Here is a 22,390-nt window from a genome sequence, read left to right as displayed (position 1 = left end):
TTTTTAGATGTAACTTTGTTTTTTTTGTATTTTCTATGTTTTAATTTTAAAATAAAAAAACCACTCTTTCGAGTGGCTGATGAGCAATGGAAATAAGTTTAGCGTGAGTTGGGTTATTTTTTAAACTCATCGTAATAGTATACGTAAAATATTAAGATATATTTTTAAACATTGGATCTATGGTGCAAAATTTTCGTTGCACCACCAGTTGCACCCATAGGATACTATCTATTACTATCTAATACTATCAACGTTAAAAATTATTCTGTTAAACCAATTAAATACAGGTTAATACTATTTATCCAACTTTTATAACTCACTGGAAGGCAGTGTGGGCTAGACATTTTGTATAGGCTAGGAAAGGCTTAGTAAAGCCAATCCTAGCTTTTTTGTTTGCCTTCTTATAGAAAAACCTATCTGAAAACCTATCTATTTGTTAGAAACCTAAATAGTTTGCCAATTTTTGACTCGTGTTTTCAGCTTGTTGCGGTGTAACATGGCTATAAATGTTCATAGTCGTTTTCACATCTTTATGGCCAAGTCGTTTCTGAACTTCGTTAATCGTTGCCCCAGACTCAAACATTAGAGAGCAAGCTGTGTGTCGGAAACCATGAGGTGTGATAACTTCAAAGTCATGACCGGATTCCTTTGCTTTCTTGTATATCCAATCCAGCCAATCGTTAGCGACTTGCGGATAATACAAATTATTTGAAAGATTAGGAAAGAGCAGCTGTTTCTTTTTTGACGTGTTAATACCTAGCTTTAAAAAGTCTTGTTGCATGATATTAATCCATCTACGCATGATCTTAAGTGTTTCATCATCAAGACTAATCGTGCGGTAAGAACTCCTTGTCTTAGGGGTCTGTAAAATAATTTGATCATGCTCGTCTATGGCAATTGTTTTTCCAATCGTTATTGTTTTGTTGAAACTATCAATGTCTGAGACGTACAACGCAAGAGCTTCCGATTTTCTCATTCCGGTAATAGCAAGCAATCGAAAGAATGCCAGGTATCTGTAATTATCCAATGTTTCAACAAATTGAAGAAAATCTTTCAGCTGATCTTTATTATAAAAGTTCGGCTTTTTTTCTTGTTCTTTTCTTCTTGGTAAAATAGTTTTTTTCATAGGATTGGAGTCCATAAGTTCCATAGAAACGCCATAACTCATGACTTGAGCTGTTGCCCGGCGAATATAATGATATTGTTTATACTTGTCATGCCATTCATTCACACACTTTTGACAGTAGGCAACGGTGATTTTATCTAGTTTTAACTTACCAAACTTAGGGATAACATGACCTTCTATAAATCGCCTGTTAGTTGCTACTGTGGAAGGCTTCACGCTCTTTCGATGTTGCAGTAACCAATCATCATATAGTTCTTGAAAAGTGATACTACGCCTGTTTCTTGAAGCTTTAAGAATGCTTGCTTTCAGCTTGTCAAATTCTTGTGTAGCAACTGCTTTTGTATCAAAGCCTTTTCTAGTTGTTACAACTTTCTTTTCTGTAATCGGATCCGTTGCAATGTATCCGCTGAACTGCCATTTTCTCTTATTGTCTTTATCTTTGTATTGTTTAAATGTTGCCATTGTTTTTTTCCTCCTTGTTACTAGCTGGGGGCAAGTATCTAAGAGGTTTATTCCGTATAATCCGATATTTTAGATAAGTTTATTACTTGTTTTAAAGCTTCATTTTTTCCTACACTATTCAGTTTGTCAAAATACTCAATGAGCTTTTGTTTTGTTTCACTTTCAGTTAGAAAAATATTTGAATTATTATGGGAATTCATTTTTGAAGCAAGTTCATCCCAAGTTTTGGCATAGTCACCGTTATTTAAACCTAATCTTGAGTCACTTTCACCAGTAATATATGGGATTGAGGCGGTAAAAATCTCAGACATTTTTTCAAGCTTATCAACTTTGGGATTTCTCTCATTGTTTTCGTATCTCGACAAAGTGACGGGATTTACTCCAATCAATTTTGCTAGTTCATTTTGAGTTAACTTCGCTTCTTTCCTTAATTCTTGAATTCTATTCATAGTCATTAAACCTCCTTACAAAATATACTTTACCATTTTTTTAACCATTTGGCTATAAAACAGTTGACAATTTAACCAAAAGGCTATATAATCTTATTCAAGACAGCCAAAAGGCTAAAAAGAGAGGTGTGAATATGTTTGAAATATCTAAAGATTTATCATGGCAGGTAAGAAAAAAGCGGGCACTATTACGATTAACGATTTCAGAAGTTGCTTCTGAAATGGGCATATCTCGTCAAACTTTAAGGAAAATAGAATCAGAAGAATTAAAGAAAACAACCAAAACTGTTTTTGTAAAAGTTACCAATTGGTTATTAGAAGAACAAGAGGTGATCTAAATGAAACTTGAAGTCGATCTATCGGCAACGGTCGAGCAACAGCTTTCTAGGGTTGCTACAAGAGTTTGGCAACAAGCAATGAAAGAAGAATTTAGAAAATTATATTTTCCTGAATGGATGGATTTAGAAACGACAGCAAAATATTTGAATGTCTCACGATCTAATCTATCAAAATTTATCAAAGAATTAGATTTCCCGGTCAGTGTGATAGCAGGAACAAAACGATGTAACAAATACAAAGTTAATGAATGGATGGAACAGTTTGAATTATGAAAACGATGCTGGGGGCAAGTATTTAGGTGGGAATGCGGATGAGACAAAGATTGAAAGGAGTAGAAAATGCTAGATTTAGTTTTTACAGAAAGTAATAAGTTAGATGAAGAACCGTTTACTACTAGCTTAATCATTTCTCAATATGCAGAAGTTGAGCATAGGGCAATAAGACAACTGGCTAACAAGTACAAAGAGAAGTTAATTGAAATGGGTAGGATAACATTTGAAATGCAACCCTTAGAAACCAATGGTGGATTACAGAAAATCAAAAATTTCAAACTCAATGAAATACAGGCAACTTTTATCATTACTTTATTAAAAAATACAGAACCAGTCGTTCATTTTAAAGCAGAGCTAGCTAAACAGTTTTATCTCATGAAACAAGAACTTATAGAACGTCAACTGCAGCGTAAGAGTGGGAAAGTGGTTAGATTATCCATGACGGATGAAATTAAGCGTGCAGGCTTCACTAAGCCTTATCATTATTCAAACTTCACTCGATTGGCGTATAAGTCTGCAATTGGCTTTTCTTCCACAGAGATCAAGAAGGCAAGGAATATTCCAAAGGGTGGGATTATCGTTGATTTTCTGACAGCTGACGAACTGCAGGCAGTGAATGAGCGTGAGCAGCAGATTGCTACGTTATTGAGTTTAGGATTGGACTACAGGCAGATTCAAAAGATACTTGATAATCAAGGCGTGATTTATCAAACAACGCTAACCATCAAAAAGAAGGAGGAAATGCTTTGTTGAAACTTGTATGGGTCCCAAAGGAGTACAAGAACTTTTCTTTTAGAAAGTTACACCAAGAAATGGAAGAAACACTTGCAGAAGTCAAACGTCAGCAGAAAGCGAATGGCAAAATATATGCTGATTTGATGATACTTCAAAATAAGATTGCCAATTTAACAGAACAAGAAGCAAGACACAATTTATCGGTATTAATTCCATTTTTAGAATCACAATTATCTGATTTGAAAGAGGGTGATTAAATGTTTCGAGTGAGAAGAGTAGGGGCATTGTTAGGAGCATTTTTAGTCGGCGGGTGTATTGGTCATGTATCATCGATTGCTTTACTGATTTTAGCAACAATTTTAAGCGTGAGTTGGTTCATTGTTTATGACGATACGAGTTATCAAATGAAACGGGGTAGTTAAGGTGAAAAAAGGGTATAAAAAAAGTCTTTCCATTACTTTGGCGAGTTGGAAAGACAAGGCTGTTAGAATCCACATTCTACAAGCTATTTATGCCTTTATTATAGCGAAAGTATGATGTTTTTGCAAACTCAAATAAAGGAAAGAGGTTTTATATAGTGAAATTAGAAGGAAAAACAATCAGTAGCGAAAATTTACAGGATCAGTGTACCTCATTAACAAGCTGTTCCCATCAATTAAGTTTAATAAATAATTATTTATCTTGTTTAGCACTTCAACATATTCAAAGTAAAGATAGTCGGGAAGGTCATGCATATATTCTTCATTCATTATTCAATGAAAAAGGCTTAGACAACTTGATGGAAGTAATAGAATCAATTGATACAAAGATTGTTGAAATAGGTAATTATCTTTGTGATGTGGAGGAAATTATTAATGACTGATACAGGAAAAATTATTAAGGAATACGAACAAAAAGAAATAGACTTAATAAATAATTTGAATGGTGAATTAATTTCTATTATTCACTTATGGCAATTTATTGAAAATAGCACCTATCGCTTGGTAGATAAAAAAGATGCCTATGAAAAATGCGAAAGAAATTCTCAAAGTCTGTTAGCGTATGAAGCTTCTGTTTTAGCCGAGCCTTTAAGTGCCTTAGCATTTGAAATAAATTTGAAAATAAAACACTGTAAAGAAATCGTAGATCAATTTGATAAAGTGAGGTGCGAACATTGAAAAACAATCAATTATCTGTCATAGAAAAAGCGGTTTTATCAATGATTCCTCATGGTAAGAATAACCGAAAGCCATTAAAAGAAATTTCTGCAGGCATTGATTTAGATACACGTAGCATTCAAAGCATTATCAATCGTCTTGTGATGGTCTACCACATCCCTATATGTGCTTTAAGAGAAACAGGGGGTGTTTATATCCCATTGACGGAGGAAGAACGTCAAGAAGGTTTAAAGGGACTAAAAAGCCAAGCAAGTGATATGAACCGCCGAATTGAAATTGTAGAGAGTGTAGATTTGAATAAAAGGGTAATGGAAACAGAAAGAGAAGTGATTTCATGATTTACATTGGTAAGGTTAGGCCGTCTATTATGTGTGAGCCATTAGATCAAGAAATTATAGATTTTTTTAGTGGGTATCAACCACTTCAAATAAAAGTCTCTAATAATCAAGAAGAACAGACAAAAATTAAAACCATGAAAATAGATGGATTCATAGCTGGTGAAATGAGTTCTCTAATACGCAAGAATGACAATTTAATCAATCGGGATTGTTTGATTTTAGATTTAGATGATGTCATTCAATCAGAAGAAGGACTTGTCAAAGTTATCTTAGAAAAACTTAGCAAATATGAATACGTGCTTTATCCAAGCATGACCCATGGTATTAATGGGGTGCGGTATCGCTTAGTGATTCCTTTGGATAAGCCAGTAACAGAACAAGATTATAAGTTATTAGTTTACTTTTTTACTAATAAGGTGCTGGATGGGGTGATCCATAAAGCCGACCAATCCAATTTAACTTGGTCGCAAATTATGTTGTTACCCGTTTTAACGCAACATATCACTGTAGAACAGATACACATTCATAAAAGCGAAAGTAAGTTATCGGTTGAAAAAATCCTTAAAGCAGCCAAACGTTGGGAGAAAGATTATACTCCCGATACCGGAGGGGTACGCTCTTTTCGTCTTTATAAAAACGTTGGTCAATTCAAAAAAGGCGGTTCGAGATATCGCAACACTACGACTGAATTATTTGAAAGCCTAGTGAATGGATGTGATGTCGGCAATCGTAACAATCGTATTGCACAACTCACAGGCGGACTACTTGCTAGGGCGGTGGATGTGACAGCGGTCTTGGAATTAGTGAGGGTGGCTAATCAGTATTTTAATGAGCCGTTATCAGATAAAGAAGTGGAGGACACCTTTTATTCGATAGCGAAAAAGGAGTTGGGGGCTAGTTGAGCAAATTAATTGATTTACAAGAACTACAAAAACAACGTCAAAAATCTAATGATAGCCTTCCAGTTTGGGTGTTCTATGATGATAACCGCAATATGAAGGTGAGTGCTTCAAAGCTAGGCTATGAAATTATGAAGGAAATCCCAATGATCCGATCTAATGAACTATCACAAGGTGCTAGATTCGATAAAAAAACAGGGTCTTGGCGCATGGATAGTTTGAGTGATTTTTTGGATGGCTATATCACGACTAAATTGGAAAGCGTTGGTAAATGGTCGCAACAGAAATTAAATGAAACTAAGAAATTTATATTCATTAAAATTTTTGATAGCACTATGAGAGGTAATCCCTTCAATCATAGCAAACCATATCTAACTAATTTTAAAAACGGTACTTACAATATTAAAACTGGTGAATTGAAGGCCCATAACACCAAGGATTATATTATGCAAAGCCATGACTATGATATAGACCTGGTAACAAAAGAGACTCCGATAAAGACTATACAGTGGTTGCATGAGCTGACGGGTGATAGTGACAGTGTCAAACATTTAATGGAGATTATTGGTTATTGTTTTTATAGAAGTTATGAGCCGTTTCAAACAATCACTATTCTACAAGGAACAGGAGCCAATGGAAAATCTACGTTTTTGAACATACTTAATAAGATTTTAGGAGTGGAAAATGTAAGCAACATGACTCTACAAGATTTAGGCAACAAAAACAATCGGTTTGCCAGTGCAAATTTATTTCAGAAGGAAGCGAATTTGTTTGCCGATATTGATTCCGAATTTTTAAAATCAACTGGTTTGTTAAAAGCATTGACGGGCGGAGATAGGTTGTCGGCTGAATTTAAAGGGAAGGATCACTTTATGTTTGTAAACTTTGCCAAACTGATATTTTCAGCCAATGAGTTGCCAGCGTTTAGCGACTTTACACGAGGATTTGAACGTAGATTGTATGTTATCCCCTTTGATTGTGTAATAGATGATGATTTTAAGACTAGGCATGATTTAAAAGCTATTGAGGAAGAAATACCGTTGTTTGCTTATCATTGCATAGAAATATTTCGTGAAGCATTAGAACGAGGAGAATTGACTGTATCAGCAAAAATGAAAACTGCCAAAGACAAATGGTTGAAAGAGTCTAATCATGTATTGCGGTTTATCGAGGAAGAATGTGTTATCAATGACGGAACTAAGTTAGGTGATCCATCAAAAAATATTTATGAGGAATATCAGAACTTTTGTTACCGTGAAAGTTTGCGTGAATTGTCTCAACCTAAATTCACTAAACAATTAGAAAAGATGGGGATATTTAAAAAGAACCCTCGAACCAATGCCCCACGAGTACAAAGATATATTCATTTATTTATTAAAAAAAATTATGACGCAAGTAAGATTGACTAAACGTTGAACCACTTGAACCGCTAAAGCAGAACGTCATTATATCAATGTTTAGGAATGTTTAAATGGTTTCAACACTTGAACCATTTACTTGAACCAAGTTAAACCACTTCATTTGGGTCAAGGTGGTTTAAGTAGTGGTTCAGGTTAATATAAAATGAGTGTCACTGAAAACGTTGATATATCAATGATTAAAGCGTTGGTTCAGACGGTTCAAGAGTTTAGCACTTCCTACAGGGGTCAGCATTAAAAAAAGGAGGTGAGAGATTGATAAATACAACCGCAACAAAACAAAGAGCCAAAGAAGTTTTGTCACAGTATAGACGATTCCAAAGGATTGCCGGAAAAACGAGCATTGATTTAACTGCTAAAACAATAGACACACCTTATCAGGCAGATATTAAAAAAGAAGATGAAAATACACTCCGCAGTAGGGCGCTAGTGGAAAGAAACAAAATAGATCAAGCAATCGTAGATTTGGAATATTCGCAAAGGTTAATACTCTATTATTCCTTTTGCTCGATTGAAAAGTACACGATTCCGGCCATTGCTGCAAAGTTGAACCATTACTATTCAACTGCAAGGATATCATCAATCAAGTCAGAAGCTTTAGTTCATTTTGCAGAAGCTTATGACAATGGGAAGTTACTCGTCATGGAGTGATAGGCTTTGACTGAACTATATAGGCCATGATTGAAAGTAGGAAAACGAATGAAATCTACTGTTAAATTTTAGATGTTTTCAGGAAAAAGAGCAATAAAAATAGGCAATTCAATACCTTTAAGAAAAAGTGTTGTCAGCCTTACAGCTACAAAGGTTTAGAAGGTGTCGGAATAGGTTGCGATTATCTTAGGTATTTGAAACTAATCGAAGGGGTTATTTCAATGAGCAGAAGGGCGAAAATAAGAAGCGAGACAATCAACAAGTAAGCCAGTATTAATACAAATTATAATTTAAAGGAGAATAATCAATGAAAACATTAAATGAAATTGACGAATTACTGAAAGCGAAATTACACGAGAACAAAGCCGAGATTCAAGAGTACGAAGAAAAGATTCAAGAAGCACAAGAAGCATTGAAACAAGCAGATACTGAATTATTAGCCGCAGAAGCAGAAGTTGATGTAGATAAATATAACAAAGCTAAGAACAATATTTGGTCTGCTAAACATGCAAAAGAATTGTATTTAAAACAACAAGCCAAACTGAAACAAGAACAGCTGGTTACAAAAGAGGAGTACAATCAGTTGCTAACTGAAATTACTCAAATAGCCGATGCAAGTCATGAAGAACAAAATGAACGAGCAGTAGCTTTGATTTCTGAATTAAGAGAAATTTCAGAAGAGTCTATTCAAACATCAAATCAAGCCAATGAGTTGATGCATTTATTGCAACGTAAGGTATACAAAGAACCAGAAGGGAAGATTCCATTAGGGGATGGGACTACGACTTGGTCGTCTGATAAAAATTATAGGTACCAAGAAACAGTTCATGGTTTTTATAATCTTACAATAAAAGGAACCGAGTTTTCAAAACGAGCAGGAGAAGAACCGGAACAACCTAGAATGAGATTTTTGAAATAGCAATTCAAATAAATGTATGATAGGAGAATAAGAATGTCTGATAAAAATATATTTGATACAAAGGACGGGTACATTGATTTAAAAGGAATGCAAGAACGTGTTGATAAGAAAAATGCGGAACAGGCAGAACAGGTTCGAAAAAATTGGGAAAGCATTAGAGTTAAGGCAGAAAAGAAACGGCGTGATTCCACACAACTTTTCATGAAAGCATTGAAATCAGAGCGTGAAGAGAATGAAAAAAAGCGAGCGATTGAAATAGAAGCTGAGAAAGAAAAGGCTATTGCCGAGGTAGAAGCCAAGTATGAGAGTAAGGGCGTTAAGTCAGAGCATACAAAACAAATGGACAATGCTTATAGAAGTTTGTTAGATGGTCTGGGATTAACTAAAAAATGAAAGAGTTTAAGAGTAGTCAGCAGAGTGATGGGAATTTATTTAGGGACTATTCTAGGTAAGAGTCAAGTGCAATATAATCTTGATACAAAAATACATTGTTGAACTAAACATAGGGAAGTGTATTACTTTATCAGCTTCAAACATTGATCGACACATTGAAGAAATAAAATAAGAATTAATAAAATACTTTTTTTAGGTAAGTAAAGAAGCTGTGGACAAAGCAAGGTATAAAAAAAGAAGAGGGGGCTATCCCCCTCCCCGTCCTCGCAGCCGGACTTCAAGCAGTCACTGTACATTTTTTCTCACGCCCCCTATTTTAACATGACACCAAGGACAATACAAAGGCTGTGAGGTGAGGCTATGAGCCGTAAAAAGTGCGCTGTATGCGGTCTTTTATTCCATACGGTTGTCAGTTCAAAACGCTATTGTAGCGATGAATGCAGACGTGTTGCAAGACGTGACAAACAACGACAATGGCAGTCAGACAATCCGGATTACATGAAAAAGTATATGCAGCAGTACAGGAGTAAAGAGTAGGGTGATATTAAAATATCTCATTCTAGATGCTTTTTTGGTATACTGATATTGAGGTGATGAAATGGACAGAATAGACAAGTTGTTCAAAGAAGTTGAACGGTTAGAAAAAGCTTATAAGGATCATTTCAACGCAGACATACCTGATAAAATAATCGGTTGGTGGGACCCAGTCACCATAATTGGCAACCCGGATGAGTTAGAAGCGGGTGTGAAAGCCATGACTCGAGATGTCCAAGAGGCTATTGATACCAATACGCCTATCGAAGAAATATCAGATGAAATGTGGAAGGGTATTATGTTTTAAAGGTTTAGATCGGCTTTTAAGTAAGAAGAGATTATAAAGTCCATGTTTGGTTATGAATAGAATAGATAATTATTAATGAAAGCGTCTCTTTTCGAGGTGCTTTTTTGGTATACTTTATTAAAGCAAGAAAGGACTGGTCTGAATGCTACATTGTGAGCAGGGTGCAATGGAATTAGTTGAAAAAGCAATATTAAAATACAAAGAGTATTTTAAACAGCCATTTCCTTTTTATGAATATACTCATATTACTGAAAACAATGAATATGATGTTTCAGTTGAGGGAGCCAAACGATTGACTCGATTTATTCATGATCTAATTGAAAAAAATACGCCTGTAGAAATTCCAGACGGTTATTTTGAAAGAAAGTATTAAGTGAAATTTTAGCATGGTGCTTCTTACGTATAAGTTTATCTAACTATATCGTGGAACGGACTCAAAATATGGTGGCGCAACTCTGCGCTATCAAACAGTGAAAGAATGTTGAAGATTTTCGTTGTTACATCTTTTTTAGGACTGCACATTTTTGTGCATGCCTAGACGGGGCTGCTGAATTTCCGATCATCCGCATTTATTCTGTGAGGTGATAGATTATTGCGCTGCGTAATTGAATGCAATACTATCTAAAATATTGTGAGTTACGCATATTGTGGCTTTGTGCGGCAGAATGGATAGAAGAGACATCTAGTAAGAAAAGCCTTGATATTCTTGAAGAACAGACACCTTTGAATATCTATGATTAACTAAGTATAAGGGTTAACACAGCATCGGAAATTTCTATGCTGTTGCCAGTAGTGGCAATGTTCCCGGTTAGAATTTTCCCCAAAAGTGGAAAATGAAGATCATAAATGCTTACTTTGAACTAACTTATGAGACTCAAAAATATCACACTTCTAACGGAGTGTTTTTTTTGTGTATAATATATAAGAAAAAGGAGTGATTATATTGGATTTTTATTCAAAAGAAATTTATGAGGAGTATAAAAAAATAATTAGTAAATACACTGTTAGAGGTTTGTTTAAAGGAGCAAAGCTGTATTTAAAAATTTTATTAATATTAACAATAAGTATGTATGCTTTGACAGTTATAGCCTTATTGTATAAACCACTAACCGATTATTTAGTTGAAATTTTGGCTATATTTGTTATTGTATTTTTGATAACAGCTTGTGTTATTAGTAAACAAAGTAATTCTAATACAAAAGAAGACGACATAAAAGAATTGGATACGAAAGTTGCTGAAATGGGATATGATGATGAAATGATTCAACAAATTATTAAAAAAAATGTTGAGTTAGATAGTGAATTTAAAGAGGAAAAAAACAAAAAATTTGATTGGTTTTTTAAATTATTCACAACGTTTTACCTTTCATTATTTTTGTTTTTTTCAAAAGAGATATGGGATTTATTCAAAAATAATTTACAAAAAAATTTAGAAAGAAATAGTTATGTAATGGCAACGATAGCTTTCTTATTAATCGTAGTTGGTGTATGTATTATTTATTACGCATTGACATTATTTTTTGTAGAACCAAAACTAAGTAAAATAAAATATTTTAATAATGCATTATATGAGGTTTTAGTTTATAGGAAGAAAAAAGATATAATGTACATAAAAGTAAGTTTCAATACTACTTTGCCCCCAGCTAAATAATACTATCTTTATGCTATCTATTTGTTTAAATTGTTGATAATACTTGATTATTTAAAAGTGAAAAAACTGTTCAAAGTCGCTATATAACAATGATTAGGATTGTTCGTAAATCATTTCTCTAAATGGAAGGGTCAGTGGGGTAAAGTAGAATATATGCTCCGAATGCTGTTGAATCAGCATTCGGAGCCTTTTTGTTTCTTAGAAAATATACTTAAATTACGACTTAGAAATTTACATAATCAGCAAATAGATTGTGCACTTTATTTATGTCAATCTCAGTAATATGTGTGTAAATACTCATTATCATCTCTATTTTTTTATCTCGCCAATTTTAAATCTACCTCGCTATCTCTGGATTGACGATAGACTAATCCTCTGCTCACCAGTATCACAGATGGTTTTCAATGCATACAAAAAAAGAGAGTGAATTTTCTTCTCTCTCATTTCTTAAATCATAAAATTAAAACGATGGAATCAACGAAACTCCCTCTTCTTCTACCAGAAACTTGCGTACTGCTTCAGAAGCGATTGACTTGGCCAATACGTTGATTTTTTCAGAATCAATGTTGTCTTCTCCGGCGGCAACGCTGATGGCAAAATGATTATCATTCGGTGTTTCCAAGAATATTGCATCTGCTGGCGTCAGACCAATTTTTGTCAAGTAAGTAGGATAGTTGTAAACCAGTACCATACCTTCTTCATTATAAGCTGATGCTAAATTCAATAAGTCTAGTTCTACAAACTCAAACTGATTAGGATTGTCGATAATATCTTTGACTGTCCCGTTAAAGCCAACGCCATCCTTTAATTTGATCAAGCCTTTGTCATCTAAAATGGCTAAAGCACGGCCTTGATTCGAAGCATCATTAGGAACAGCGACGTTGCCTCCTTCTGGTAATTCTTCAATCGTTTTGTAGTCTTTCGAATAAAATCCGACTTTCGCATCATAAACTTTCTGTGCGATTACCAAGTTTCCATCGTGAGCTTTATTAAAATCATTCATGAAAGGTTCATGCTGAGAGAAATTCGCATCTACTTCCTTATTGTTTAACAGAGTATTATATTGCACATTGTCGTTGACGCGAACCATCTTAATTGTATAGCCTTCTTTTTCAGCTTCCTCATTGGCAATTTTTAGGATTTTTTCAGCAGAGTCTAGTGCTGAGGCAACTGTGATCACTTTGTCTTCTTTTACGCTACTGCCGGAGTCATTCGTGCTTTTATCAGCTTTAGATGCCGCACCACACGCCCCCAAAAATAAAACCATTCCTGTTAATCCTAGGCCTACTAACCATTTTTTCATTTGAATTCTCCTTAAAATATTTTTCGTTTATCTAAATGACTGGCTAAAAGCGTCCCCATCGTTTGGATCATGACGACGCTGACAATCATCACTACAATTGTTGTATACATTAATTCGTACTCATAGGATTGATAACCATAGCGGATGGCAAAATCTCCGATTCCTCCACCGCCAACCACTCCCATGATAGTTGAATATGAAATCATCCCAATAGTAACCGTCGTAAACCCTAATACTAAACCCGACCTTGCTTCCACGTACAAAAAGTGAAAAATTAATTGCCAAGTAGTGGCACACAATGATTTAGAAAGTTCCAGTGTTTCACGCGGCACATCTAATAAAGCTTGCTCAGACATTCGCGCGTAATTAGCGGTGGCAACGAAACACAGTGGGAATGCCGCTGCCATCGTTCCAAAAGAAGTACCTAAAACAAAACGTGTAAAAGGGATAATCGACACCACAAAAAGCAAAAAAGGAAAAGAGCGCACAATATCTACATAGAGATTAACCAGACGACTGAGTATCAGCAGCGGCTTGCTATGGAAAAAGTGAATCGTCCGCAAATATAAAACGGTCCCCATGGGCAGCCCAATCAACAACGCTACACTCATTGAAATCACGATCATCATCAGTGTTTGACCTAGAGCCAATGCCATCTCTCCTTGATAGGCTTCCAAAATTGCCAAATAACTACTCATGTCAAATAGTCCATCGCTTTCTGGTAGTAGGACGTTTCTGAGTTTACTACCTGATTTTTCGACACATCTACAATAGCTAAAAGCCGACCTTCTTCCAAAATTGCTGCCCGATTGCACCACTGTTTAATCAATTCTAGTTCATGACTGACAAAAACAATGGTTGTACCAAATTCTTCTTGTGTTTTTTTCAACAGTTTCATCACTTCATGACCATTATGTTCATCCAATGCAGAAGTTGGCTCATCACATAATAAAATGCTCGGTGCTGTCGTTAAAGCTCTGGCAATCGCCACCCGTTGTTTTTGTCCGCCGCTTAATTGACTGGGATAGTTATTGATGTGTTCCTCCATTCCCACAAAAGCCAACATCTCTTTGACTTTCTGCGGATTTTTTTTCCCTTGAACTTTTAAAGGCAATCCGACATTTTGTCTAACCGTTAAGTTTTGCAATAAATTAAACTGCTGAAAGATCATTCCAATTGTTTGTATCTTTCGACGACGCTCTTTTTTATTGATATCTTTTAAAGAATCGCCATCAATCAAGATTTCTCCTGCAGTTAAATCATCCAAACCATTGATTAGTTTTAATAGAGTGGACTTTCCTGAGCCGCTAGCTCCTACAATTCCAAAAAATTCAAGCCGCCGGATTTCCATAGAAACTGCTCTCAACGCTTGAATTTTTATTTTCTTTTGCTTAAATTCTTTACTAACTCCTTTTATTTTAATCATACTTATCACCCCAGGGCTTTTTACGTTCAGGGCGTCCCCTGTAACATGCTCTATATTAATAGATTTCACAAATTTAGCAAAATTCGTTGACTAAATATCAGTTTTTTCTTAGTTTGTTTTTTGATTTGGGGTACGCGAAATGGTGATACCAAGCTTTTATACCACTTATACACATTCAATAAATATGAACAATATTGTACGAATATATTATCTGTGTGAAATAGCATGGGGGAAATTAACAGGGGGAGTTTATATGAGAATGGTACATTTGAAAATATTTAAGGATTTAATAAACAAGAATTGTCTTTATTACTGATAGAAATAATACAGTAATTCCTTTTTTGACAGTTATTATAAGGTGTTGTGAAGGTACTTAATCAATGTTCATGACAGGAAGTGGATCGGGCAAGGGAGGAAGCTGGATGATTCAAAATCAAGGGCATGCGGAATTCAACTCCGTATATATGCTTTCCCCGAACGTAGGACCTGTATACCCACATCCGAAAGCCGAGTTTCCTTTTAATATTGGCGGAGGCAACTCGCATATTGTCGATTATCGGGGAGAAATCATGTCCTACCAAGCTAACAATGCCAACAGTATTGTTTACGCAGTTATTGATATCGAAGCTCTTCGTCAATTCAGAACAATGAATCTCAATAGTAACTGGTTAAAAGATTTGAGGACGGAATTGTTTAAGAAGATGTATGAAAAACCGATACATCCTAAAAATTTGTGGTTAGACAGAGGACCTGCGCAGCATGAGGAAGCTGATGACATTTATCGTGGCAACATTGATTTCTTAATTGCCAGAGGAACTTATACCCGACCTTCCCATGAGTTTGAGGGTGCGCGGTACAAAGGTGAGAAAGCAACGGTTGAGAGTTGGCAGGAAATCAAAAAATTATGGGATGGATTTTTGGATTAATCACTGTAATTTTATTGATGTTTTTTCTTTTTAAAGAGTATGATTTGTTAAATGCGAAACAATAATTGATAATACTAGAGCCTCTTCTTTGGTGTAACTATTATCTTTTGAGCCGGACGGTTTATTGTAGGTGGAGTAGACAAGTGGATCAAGAATTAAATCTTGAAAGATATTGTCTATGCATCTTACCGTCTGGTTCTATTATTTTTGTTTTTTTAATAACTTGATGTTTATTGGTTCTCTAATTTTCGATCAAAACTTCATGTCAGTCACTCCTAATATCACAATGTTTTTTAAAAATATAGATTGATGGAAGGGAAATCTGATTTTGCTACTTATATAGAAACTACAACTTGATAAAAAATATTTTTTTTTCAGCAATCATTTTTGATATTGCTTGAATTAAATGGTTATGTTAGGATAATCATAGAAATTTTATATTTATACGCAGCGAGTGTCAACAGACTTGTTCTCTTAATATAAAGGGATTATAATACACAGGTACCGGCAGGTAAGTATATAGATATTGTCTGTTTTGTATTCACTTTGGATTTTCATTTTAATTTTTTATTTAGCTTTTAGGCTATTAATACGGAAAGTTACCCAAGCTTGGCTGAAGGGGACGGTCTCGAAAACCGTTAGGTCGGGAAACCGGCGCAAGGGTTCGAATCCCTTACTTTCCATTTGATTATATTATAGAAGTTGTTTAAGCGTTGGCAAAGATGAAGTCGCCTGATGTTTAACAACTTTTTTATATCGAATTTATCTTAATTGTATTTATTTTATGGCCAATTTAATGTTTAAAAATAATGACTGTCATACATATTACATATATGGAGATTTCATTATTTGCAGATAAAGTCATTTCATCCTTAGTTTTTCAGCAAAGTACAATTAATCAGCTTAAGGTAAAGTGATAAATATTATGAACCATAATAAAATAACCTGAGATGTATGAGCACGCATCTCAGGTTGTTTTATTTTTAATGGTTAAAAGCAAAAAAACATATTCGAAACCTTAAGACATATTTTAAAAACCCACCACTTTTATTGTTTTTGATTAAAAACACGTAACAAATTCGATTAAATATAAAATAACTATACAAATAATTAATATTATTTGTTTTTTTTGTATTTCTACTACATAAAAAACCTTTATATAATAGCGTTTAATCGTATATAATTACAGAAAACGCATTATTTGTAAAAACGAAAAACAAGTGATAAAATAACGTAAAGAATTTAAAATGAATGTTTGTTGTACGTCAAGATAGTTAATAGTCATAGTTGCTGAAAAATTTGCTACGCCATAGAATTCATCTGAAAATGATGAAATAAGTCTGATATTGAAGTTTGAAGGACGGGAAGTTTGCTGATATTGCAGATATGTTCTTATTTATAAACTCATCATTTTGAAATGGCAATAAATTTTTGGCATTCAATTTTATTATGAAGTCTTTCATAACTTAGATTGGTTGATATAATCTCTGTCAATAAGCTTTGGGGATAGAAAGGAGGGGAGTGGTGAATATTCCCAACAGATTTTGTTAGTGTTGCTCATACTCACGAAGAAAAGACGCAAGTCCATTTCTAAAGGAGAAATAAAAAATGAAGAAAGACGACTACAAACAAATTATGAATCTGAAGCATAAGAAACGTGACCGGAAAAAGAAAACTATCCTAAAAAATGTTGCGTTGACTGGTATCATAATGACGGGTACTGCAACAGTACCTGTAACCATGTTATTGTCCCCGAAGGCAGTGGAAGCTTCCATTGTTTCGGGAGAATTATTTAGTGATATCGACAGTTTCAACGATTCGGGAACTTCCGCTGAAACACCTTATGTTCAGGGGACGAGTAACTCGGTAATCTTTACGATTACAGGAACGACTGCGTTAACAATAGATGTTTTGAATGGTAATAAAATTGCTGTGGTGGGCATTACTCCAGACTTAAGAGGCTACGTCCAACCTGAGGGCAACGCAATGATACATACAAACGTCACTTTGCAGTTAGAAAATATCGCTGCTATTGGTACAGTGGCAGAAGTATTATTATCATCGGTAGGTCTTCTTGTGGCGGACATAGATGAAATTCTTGATGGAAATTTAGCAGAATTATTAGATATTCCAGAGACGATTCAGGGATTACCTAATCCAGTTTATCCCGTTGCTGCGGCTTTATCATTGAGCAGTATCGTTTCGGTGAATTTAGATGAAATTTATGCACAACTGGATTTATTGAATGAGTTAGGTCAATTTGGAGAAGCAGATTTTGAAGTCCCTGCTGAGTTGACAGACGACGAGCAGGCGATTATTGCAGATGTAGACAACGGTCTAGCTATCGTCGTGGCCCAACGAGTAAATCAAATCTTAGATAACTTACAAGCAGCTCAGATCGAGGTAAGTCTATTGGACGGAGCCGCTGAGCTTCCCCTTGTTGGTGAATACGTAGAGGCGGCAAATTCAGCCATTCAAGATTTAGTCAATAACTTAAAAAACGGAACAAATGAAACGATTGAAGCAGCACAAATAGTTTTTAATGAGACAGCTGATTTCACAGATCAAGTTGCAAGTGCTTCTGTTCTAGGCGCAACAACAGTAACGATTCCGGCCGTGGTAGAAACACCTACACGGGCAGGATTAACTGCAAATGGTGCGACGAATCTAGGTGAAGTTTATCAAGGAAACTTCGAGGGAACATTATCCCAGATTGATTTAATAGATATCAATTTGTTTACAGATGAAGAGAGCAACAGCGCTATCTGGTTCCAGTTAGATGAAGTAGTTGAGCAGACGGCTGCTCCAGTGATTGATCCGGCAGCTGCCGGAGATACTACTATCAGTGGAACAGCGGAACCTGGTGCGACAGTGACAATAACAGTCAATGGTGGAGAACCGATAATCGTTACGGCAGATGAAGATGGGATATGGGAAACGGATGTTTCTGAGTTGTCTGAAGACGATATCATTTCCGCAACAGCCCAAGTCGAAGGTGAAAGCACTAGTGAGCCAACTGAAAGCATTGTTGCTGGAATCGTTGTTGAAGCACCGACAGCGACCATTGAGGGAAATAGTGTTGATGGCTACACTGTGACCGGCGAATCGGTTCCTGGTGCAATAGTTTTGGTTAGGGATTTGGATGGGAATGTTGTTGGACAAGGCAGAGCAGATGAAACAGGTGCTTATATTATTGAGATTGCGCCGGGGTTGGTGGCAGAAGGTGAAGAGTTAGCAGTCACTGCTGTTGTCTTAGCTGGCGAAAAAGAATATGTCAGTGATTCAGTGTCCATTATCGTTCCAGAAGATGTCGAAACTGATAGTGATGCGGACGGTGATGCAGATGGAGACGCGGACGGTGATGCTGATGGAGATGCAGACGGTGATGCTGATGGAGACGCAGACGGCGATGCTGATGGAGACGCGGACGGTGATGCTGATGGAGACGCAGACGGTGATGCTGATGGAGACGCAGACGGCGATGCTGATGGAGACGCGGACGGTGATGCTGACGCTGACGCAGATGGTGATGCTGATAGCGATGGTGGTAAAAAACCGATCATCTCTAAATCTGGTATAAAACCATTACCGAAAACCGGAGAAATACTAAAAAATACAGCATCCATTTACGGAAGTATATTGGCATTCCTTTCTGGTCTTGGGTTATGGAAATTTAGAAAAAATAAAAAAAGTAAAAAATAAGGCTTAATACTTCGATGAGGGAATACTCCCTCATCGTTTTTAAATGGGAGGGAAAAAATGAAACGTTTATCTGAGAGTGCTTTGACTGAACTGTTTGCGCCTTTTGCTAACAAAAGCCTCGAAACAAGTATCATTATTTTAAGTTATGGAAAAACTTCAAAACGCTGCTCGGTAAAAGAGTTTTATGGAAAAACCTTAAATAAAAGTTTAGAAAATTTTTTCACATTTTATCGTACACTGGTTGGCATGGATTATGTCCGAATAGACTTAATCGTTAAGGAAAAGCTTGTCACCTACGAGGAACTGAATGAAAAAATAGGTGAGATAAACCGAAATAATTATCTGACATTTGGGATTCGGATAGACGGATTGAAAAAAAGGCTGTTCTTGAAAGAGGAGATGGTTGCCAATGCCCTTCTAGTACCAGATAAAAATCATAAGATTGGCATAAATCCACCTAACCTTTCTTTTGATTTATCAAATTTTAAAAGTTATGTGAATAAAAAATATCATTCATGGGATTATTCTTTAAAGTATCTCTCGAAATCAAAAATTTACCTCTTTGAGACAAAAGCATTTTTCATTGAAAATGATAGCATTTATGAATTGAAGGAGTACGGTTTTGGGAATCATTTTAGAGTTATTGACAAAGCTGATTTTGAGGACACTCTAGATTTGGTGGTTACAAAAGGGGCGGAATTTTTGTCGCATCAGTTATCAGATAAGGGCAAATTTATTTATGGTTATTTCCCATGCTATGATAAAATCATCAAGAATTATAATGCGATTCGTCATTTTTCTTCTTTGTATGCACTTTTTGAAACAGGAGAATCATTATCTGATCAAAAGCTGATTGCTAAAGCTCTACAGGGCCTTCATTGGGGATTTGAAAATCTTTCTGATACTGTGGCTGGGGACTTAATTATCAAAGACCACTTAGGAAGAGAAATAGAATACAAACTAGGAGCGCAAGCACTAGCGATATTAGCCGCTGCTAAATACACACAAATTACTGGAGACACACAGTTTTTTGACAAGATGCGTTCTCTTATCAAAACAGTAGAAAAACAATTTATTACTGAAAATGCTGAGACGATCCATGTGTTTGATGAAAATTTAGAGGTCAAAGACAAATTTAGAATCATTTACTACGATGGGGAGATACTTTTTTCGTTGTTGCGAGCCTATGAACTGATGAAAGAAGAAGAAATTTTTATTCTATCCAAGGGTTTGATGACACGATTTGTGGAAAATAATTATGAAAAGTATCATGATCATTGGCTGAGTTACGCTGTCAATGAGTTTTTGAAGCATGAACAAAAAAAAGAATATTTTATTTTTGGGATGAAAAATGCTCTGAATAGAATTGATTTCATTGAAAAAAGAGATACTGCTTATCCAACCATGCTAGAATTATTAGTTGCCGCTGCTAAAATGATGTTAAAACTTGAAACCTATGAGCATCGGCAGGAAGTAATTTCTGATGAAGAATTTTATAAGAGAAAAAAGAGGATTGTTAGTGTCATGCATCACCGGGCCTTTCACGAGATGGTGACGGGGACGATGTTTCCAGAATTTGCGATGTTTTTCAAAGCACCTTATAAAATTACTTATGGATTTTTTGCCAGACATGACCGTTTCAGAATGCGAATTGATGATGCTGAACATTTTTTGTCTGGTTTTGTTAATTATCGGGGAATCGTTGAGGCTTTATCAGAAGATTAATCGTGAGAGGAATAGTTTCCTTTTTTGAGTCAGAAACAGAAAGGAGCCTCCAGCAATACACTGCACTGGAGGCAAGAGGAGATTTTTTATTTACTTTGGAGGAGTAAATAATGAAAAGTTTTAATAGGGTTTTTGTTGGTATGTTTATAATATACTGGACGAATAAGAATTAAGTGTGATGCTTTTTCAAAAAAAAGATGAAAAACATTTAAATTAAAATTTTTTCAATTTTTGAAAGAAGGTATCGAGTATCATCTATGACTCAGTGGATAACTGCCTTTTTAAATTATCAAAAAATCAGGATCTAACAATCTTTCTTGTGTCATTTAACCAGAATGAATATAAACTTGAAGGACTTGTAAATATTTTCTTGTTACTAAATGCAGGTTATCTATGATAGAATAAGGAGATAAAATATTTTCTTTTTTTATAAAAGCATAAGTGATTTTATTCACATGAAAGGAAGTTGTTAAGTATGGCAAACAGGATGATTTTAAATGAAACCTCTTACTTTGGGGCTGGAGCGATTACCCACATCCCTGAGGAGGTAAAAGCTCGAGGATTTGAAAAAGCTTTTATTGTCACAGACGAAGGATTAGTTAAAGCAGGTCTAGTAGAAAAAATTACTAAATTGTTGAAGGATAATGCGTTATCCTATGAAATTTTTGACAAAACTGTTCCTAATCCAACTGTTGCAGTCGTTAAAGATGGAATAGAGGCTTACAAGGCTTCTGGCGCAGACTATATTTTAGCTGTTGGCGGAGGATCACCGATCGACACAGCAAAAGCTATTGGTATTGTGGTTGCGAATCCAGAATTTAGCGATATTGTAAGTCTTGAAGGGGTTGCACCTACTAAAAATCCTTCTGTTCCGCTTTTGGCTGTGCCCACCACATCTGGTACTGCTGCTGAGGTTACAATCAACTACGTCATCACAGATGAAGTAAAAAAACGTAAATTTGTGTGTGTGGATGTCCATGATATTCCAGTTGTAGCATTTGTAGACAGCGAAATGATGCTGGGTATGCCTAAAGATTTAGCAGCAGCTACAGGAATGGATGCTTTGACCCATGCGATTGAAGGCTATATAACTAAAGGTGCTTGGGAAATGTCTGACATGCTTCATATCAAAGCTATCGAAATCATCGCACGTTCTCTAAGAGATTCTGTCAATGGCGACTTAACAGGCAGAGAAGATATGGCCTTGGGACAATATATTGCCGGTATGGGATTCTCTAACGTAGGTTTAGGCTTGGTTCACGGCATGGCTCACCCGCTAGGCGCATGGTATGATACTCCTCATGGTGTGGCAAATGCTATTTTATTGCCAACAGTCATGGATTACAATAAAGAATTTACTGGTGACAAATATCGTAATATTGCCACAGCAATGGGTGTTTCCGGTGTGGAGGAGATGTCACTAGAAGAAGCCAGAGATGCAGCAGTCAATGCAGTTCGTCAGTTAGGCATTGATGTTGGCATTCCCAAAACATTGACTGAAGTAGGTTTTAAAGCTGAAGATGTAGAACAAATTGCAAAAGATGCTTTAGTAGATGTGACTACTGGTGGGAATCCAAGAGATACAAACGTGGAAGAAATCGTTGAACTTTATCGTTCATTACTTTAAAATTTAGAAGTTCACGAAAAGATGCTTTATT

Annotated in this window: 25 protein-coding genes and 1 tRNA gene; 21 read left to right on the top strand and 5 right to left on the bottom strand. The window is 35.6% G+C overall.

Going from position 1 to position 22,390, the window contains the following annotated elements; translation table 11 throughout:
* Positions 1 to 436: 436 nt before the first annotated feature.
* Together CBF29_RS07700 and CBF29_RS07695 are read right to left on the bottom strand one after the other, a co-directional pair.
* Entirely contained in the window at positions 437 to 1,588 is a 1,152-nt protein-coding gene (locus CBF29_RS07700; protein WP_126809182.1) for a tyrosine-type recombinase/integrase, read from the bottom strand.
* A 47-nt stretch (positions 1,589 to 1,635) separates the two neighbouring features.
* Positions 1,636 to 2,037, bottom strand: coding sequence for a helix-turn-helix domain-containing protein (locus tag CBF29_RS07695; protein WP_170170021.1), 402 nt, complete (start codon positions 2,035 to 2,037; stop codon positions 1,636 to 1,638).
* Positions 2,038 to 2,171: 134 nt separating this feature from the next.
* On the opposite strand from CBF29_RS07695, the gene CBF29_RS07690 reads away from it, so the two are divergent.
* From CBF29_RS07690 to CBF29_RS07620, 16 genes are all read left to right on the top strand, one after another.
* Positions 2,172 to 2,375, top strand: a complete 204-nt coding sequence (locus CBF29_RS07690; protein ID WP_126809180.1) for a helix-turn-helix domain-containing protein — start codon at positions 2,172 to 2,174, stop codon at positions 2,373 to 2,375.
* Positions 2,376 to 2,648, top strand: coding sequence for a hypothetical protein (locus CBF29_RS07685; protein ID WP_126809179.1), 273 nt, complete (start codon positions 2,376 to 2,378; stop codon positions 2,646 to 2,648).
* 66 nt (positions 2,649 to 2,714) lie between these two features.
* Entirely contained in the window at positions 2,715 to 3,401 is a 687-nt protein-coding gene (locus tag CBF29_RS07680) for a Rha family transcriptional regulator (protein WP_126809178.1), read from the top strand.
* Entirely contained in the window at positions 3,395 to 3,640 is a 246-nt protein-coding gene (locus CBF29_RS07675; RefSeq protein ID WP_126809177.1) for a hypothetical protein, read from the top strand. Before CBF29_RS07680 ends, CBF29_RS07675 begins: the two co-directional genes overlap by 7 nt.
* Positions 3,641 to 3,805, top strand: a complete 165-nt coding sequence (locus CBF29_RS13760; RefSeq protein WP_170170020.1) for a hypothetical protein — start codon at positions 3,641 to 3,643, stop codon at positions 3,803 to 3,805.
* Between the two features lie 155 nt (positions 3,806 to 3,960).
* Entirely contained in the window at positions 3,961 to 4,245 is a 285-nt protein-coding gene (locus CBF29_RS07670; RefSeq protein WP_126809176.1) for a hypothetical protein, read from the top strand.
* Positions 4,238 to 4,540 carry a hypothetical protein gene (locus CBF29_RS07665; protein WP_126809175.1) on the top strand — a complete coding sequence of 101 codons (303 nt, stop codon included), beginning with the start codon at positions 4,238 to 4,240 and terminating at the stop codon, positions 4,538 to 4,540. The genes CBF29_RS07670 and CBF29_RS07665 overlap by 8 nt, the downstream gene beginning before the upstream one ends.
* On the top strand, positions 4,537 to 4,878 hold the full coding sequence (locus CBF29_RS07660) for a DNA-binding protein (RefSeq protein WP_126809174.1): 342 nt from the start codon (positions 4,537 to 4,539) through the stop codon (positions 4,876 to 4,878). The genes CBF29_RS07665 and CBF29_RS07660 overlap by 4 nt, the downstream gene beginning before the upstream one ends.
* A 29-nt stretch (positions 4,879 to 4,907) precedes the next feature.
* Positions 4,908 to 5,780, top strand: a complete 873-nt coding sequence (locus CBF29_RS07655) for a primase alpha helix C-terminal domain-containing protein (protein WP_245987305.1) — start codon at positions 4,908 to 4,910, stop codon at positions 5,778 to 5,780.
* On the top strand, positions 5,777 to 7,186 hold the full coding sequence (locus tag CBF29_RS07650) for a DNA primase family protein (protein WP_126809172.1): 1,410 nt from the start codon (positions 5,777 to 5,779) through the stop codon (positions 7,184 to 7,186). Before CBF29_RS07655 ends, CBF29_RS07650 begins: the two co-directional genes overlap by 4 nt.
* Positions 7,187 to 7,450: 264 nt before the next feature.
* A complete protein-coding gene (locus CBF29_RS07645) occupies positions 7,451 to 7,846 on the top strand; it encodes an ArpU family phage packaging/lysis transcriptional regulator (RefSeq protein ID WP_126809171.1) in 396 nt (131 codons plus the stop codon).
* Between the two features lie 307 nt (positions 7,847 to 8,153).
* Positions 8,154 to 8,765 carry a hypothetical protein gene (locus tag CBF29_RS07640; RefSeq protein WP_245987303.1) on the top strand — a complete coding sequence of 204 codons (612 nt, stop codon included), beginning with the start codon at positions 8,154 to 8,156 and terminating at the stop codon, positions 8,763 to 8,765.
* Between the two features lie 33 nt (positions 8,766 to 8,798).
* A complete protein-coding gene (locus tag CBF29_RS07635) occupies positions 8,799 to 9,158 on the top strand; it encodes a hypothetical protein (protein WP_126809170.1) in 360 nt (119 codons plus the stop codon).
* Positions 9,159 to 9,756: 598 nt separating this feature from the next.
* On the top strand, positions 9,757 to 9,999 hold the full coding sequence (locus tag CBF29_RS07630; RefSeq protein ID WP_126809169.1) for a hypothetical protein: 243 nt from the start codon (positions 9,757 to 9,759) through the stop codon (positions 9,997 to 9,999).
* A gap of 166 nt (positions 10,000 to 10,165) precedes the next feature.
* Positions 10,166 to 10,372 carry a hypothetical protein gene (locus CBF29_RS07625; protein WP_126809168.1) on the top strand — a complete coding sequence of 69 codons (207 nt, stop codon included), beginning with the start codon at positions 10,166 to 10,168 and terminating at the stop codon, positions 10,370 to 10,372.
* Between the two features lie 570 nt (positions 10,373 to 10,942).
* Complete coding sequence (locus CBF29_RS07620; RefSeq protein WP_126809167.1) at positions 10,943 to 11,650, top strand: hypothetical protein; 708 nt, start codon at positions 10,943 to 10,945, stop codon at positions 11,648 to 11,650.
* Between the two features lie 460 nt (positions 11,651 to 12,110).
* Here CBF29_RS07620 and CBF29_RS07615 read toward each other — a convergent pair whose 3' ends face one another.
* Genes CBF29_RS07615 through CBF29_RS07605 form a run of 3 tightly spaced genes read right to left on the bottom strand, consistent with a single transcriptional unit; the run spans position 12,111 to position 14,379 of the window.
* Complete coding sequence (locus tag CBF29_RS07615) at positions 12,111 to 12,953, bottom strand: MetQ/NlpA family ABC transporter substrate-binding protein (protein WP_126809166.1); 843 nt, start codon at positions 12,951 to 12,953, stop codon at positions 12,111 to 12,113.
* A gap of 11 nt (positions 12,954 to 12,964) precedes the next feature.
* Positions 12,965 to 13,651: a methionine ABC transporter permease gene (locus CBF29_RS07610; protein ID WP_126809165.1), complete on the bottom strand. Its 687-nt coding sequence runs from the start codon at positions 13,649 to 13,651 to the stop codon at positions 12,965 to 12,967.
* Positions 13,648 to 14,379, bottom strand: a complete 732-nt coding sequence (locus tag CBF29_RS07605) for a methionine ABC transporter ATP-binding protein (protein ID WP_126809164.1) — start codon at positions 14,377 to 14,379, stop codon at positions 13,648 to 13,650. Before CBF29_RS07605 ends, CBF29_RS07610 begins: the two co-directional genes overlap by 4 nt.
* A 422-nt stretch (positions 14,380 to 14,801) precedes the next feature.
* Here CBF29_RS07605 and CBF29_RS07600 point away from each other — a divergent pair, with 422 nt between their 5' ends.
* The 5 genes from CBF29_RS07600 to fucO all read left to right on the top strand — a co-directional run bounded on the left by CBF29_RS07600 (position 14,802) and on the right by fucO (position 22,359).
* A complete protein-coding gene (locus tag CBF29_RS07600) occupies positions 14,802 to 15,305 on the top strand; it encodes a carbon-nitrogen hydrolase family protein (RefSeq protein WP_126809163.1) in 504 nt (167 codons plus the stop codon).
* Between the two features lie 593 nt (positions 15,306 to 15,898).
* Positions 15,899 to 15,988, top strand: a tRNA-Ser gene (locus CBF29_RS07595).
* Positions 15,989 to 16,913: 925 nt separating this feature from the next.
* Positions 16,914 to 19,007: an adhesive domain-containing protein gene (locus tag CBF29_RS07590; RefSeq protein ID WP_126809162.1), complete on the top strand. Its 2,094-nt coding sequence runs from the start codon at positions 16,914 to 16,916 to the stop codon at positions 19,005 to 19,007.
* A gap of 57 nt (positions 19,008 to 19,064) precedes the next feature.
* Positions 19,065 to 20,732, top strand: coding sequence for a hypothetical protein (locus tag CBF29_RS07585; protein ID WP_126809161.1), 1,668 nt, complete (start codon positions 19,065 to 19,067; stop codon positions 20,730 to 20,732).
* Between the two features lie 475 nt (positions 20,733 to 21,207).
* Positions 21,208 to 22,359 carry a lactaldehyde reductase gene (gene fucO, locus CBF29_RS07580; RefSeq protein WP_126809160.1) on the top strand — a complete coding sequence of 384 codons (1,152 nt, stop codon included), beginning with the start codon at positions 21,208 to 21,210 and terminating at the stop codon, positions 22,357 to 22,359.
* Positions 22,360 to 22,390 lie beyond the last annotated feature (31 nt).

This window comes from Vagococcus elongatus, from assembly GCF_003987645.1.
Classification (GTDB): domain Bacteria; phylum Bacillota; class Bacilli; order Lactobacillales; family Vagococcaceae; genus Vagococcus_A; species Vagococcus_A elongatus.
Note: the sequence above shows the minus strand (reverse complement) of the source record. Positions and strands in the feature narration are given on the sequence as shown.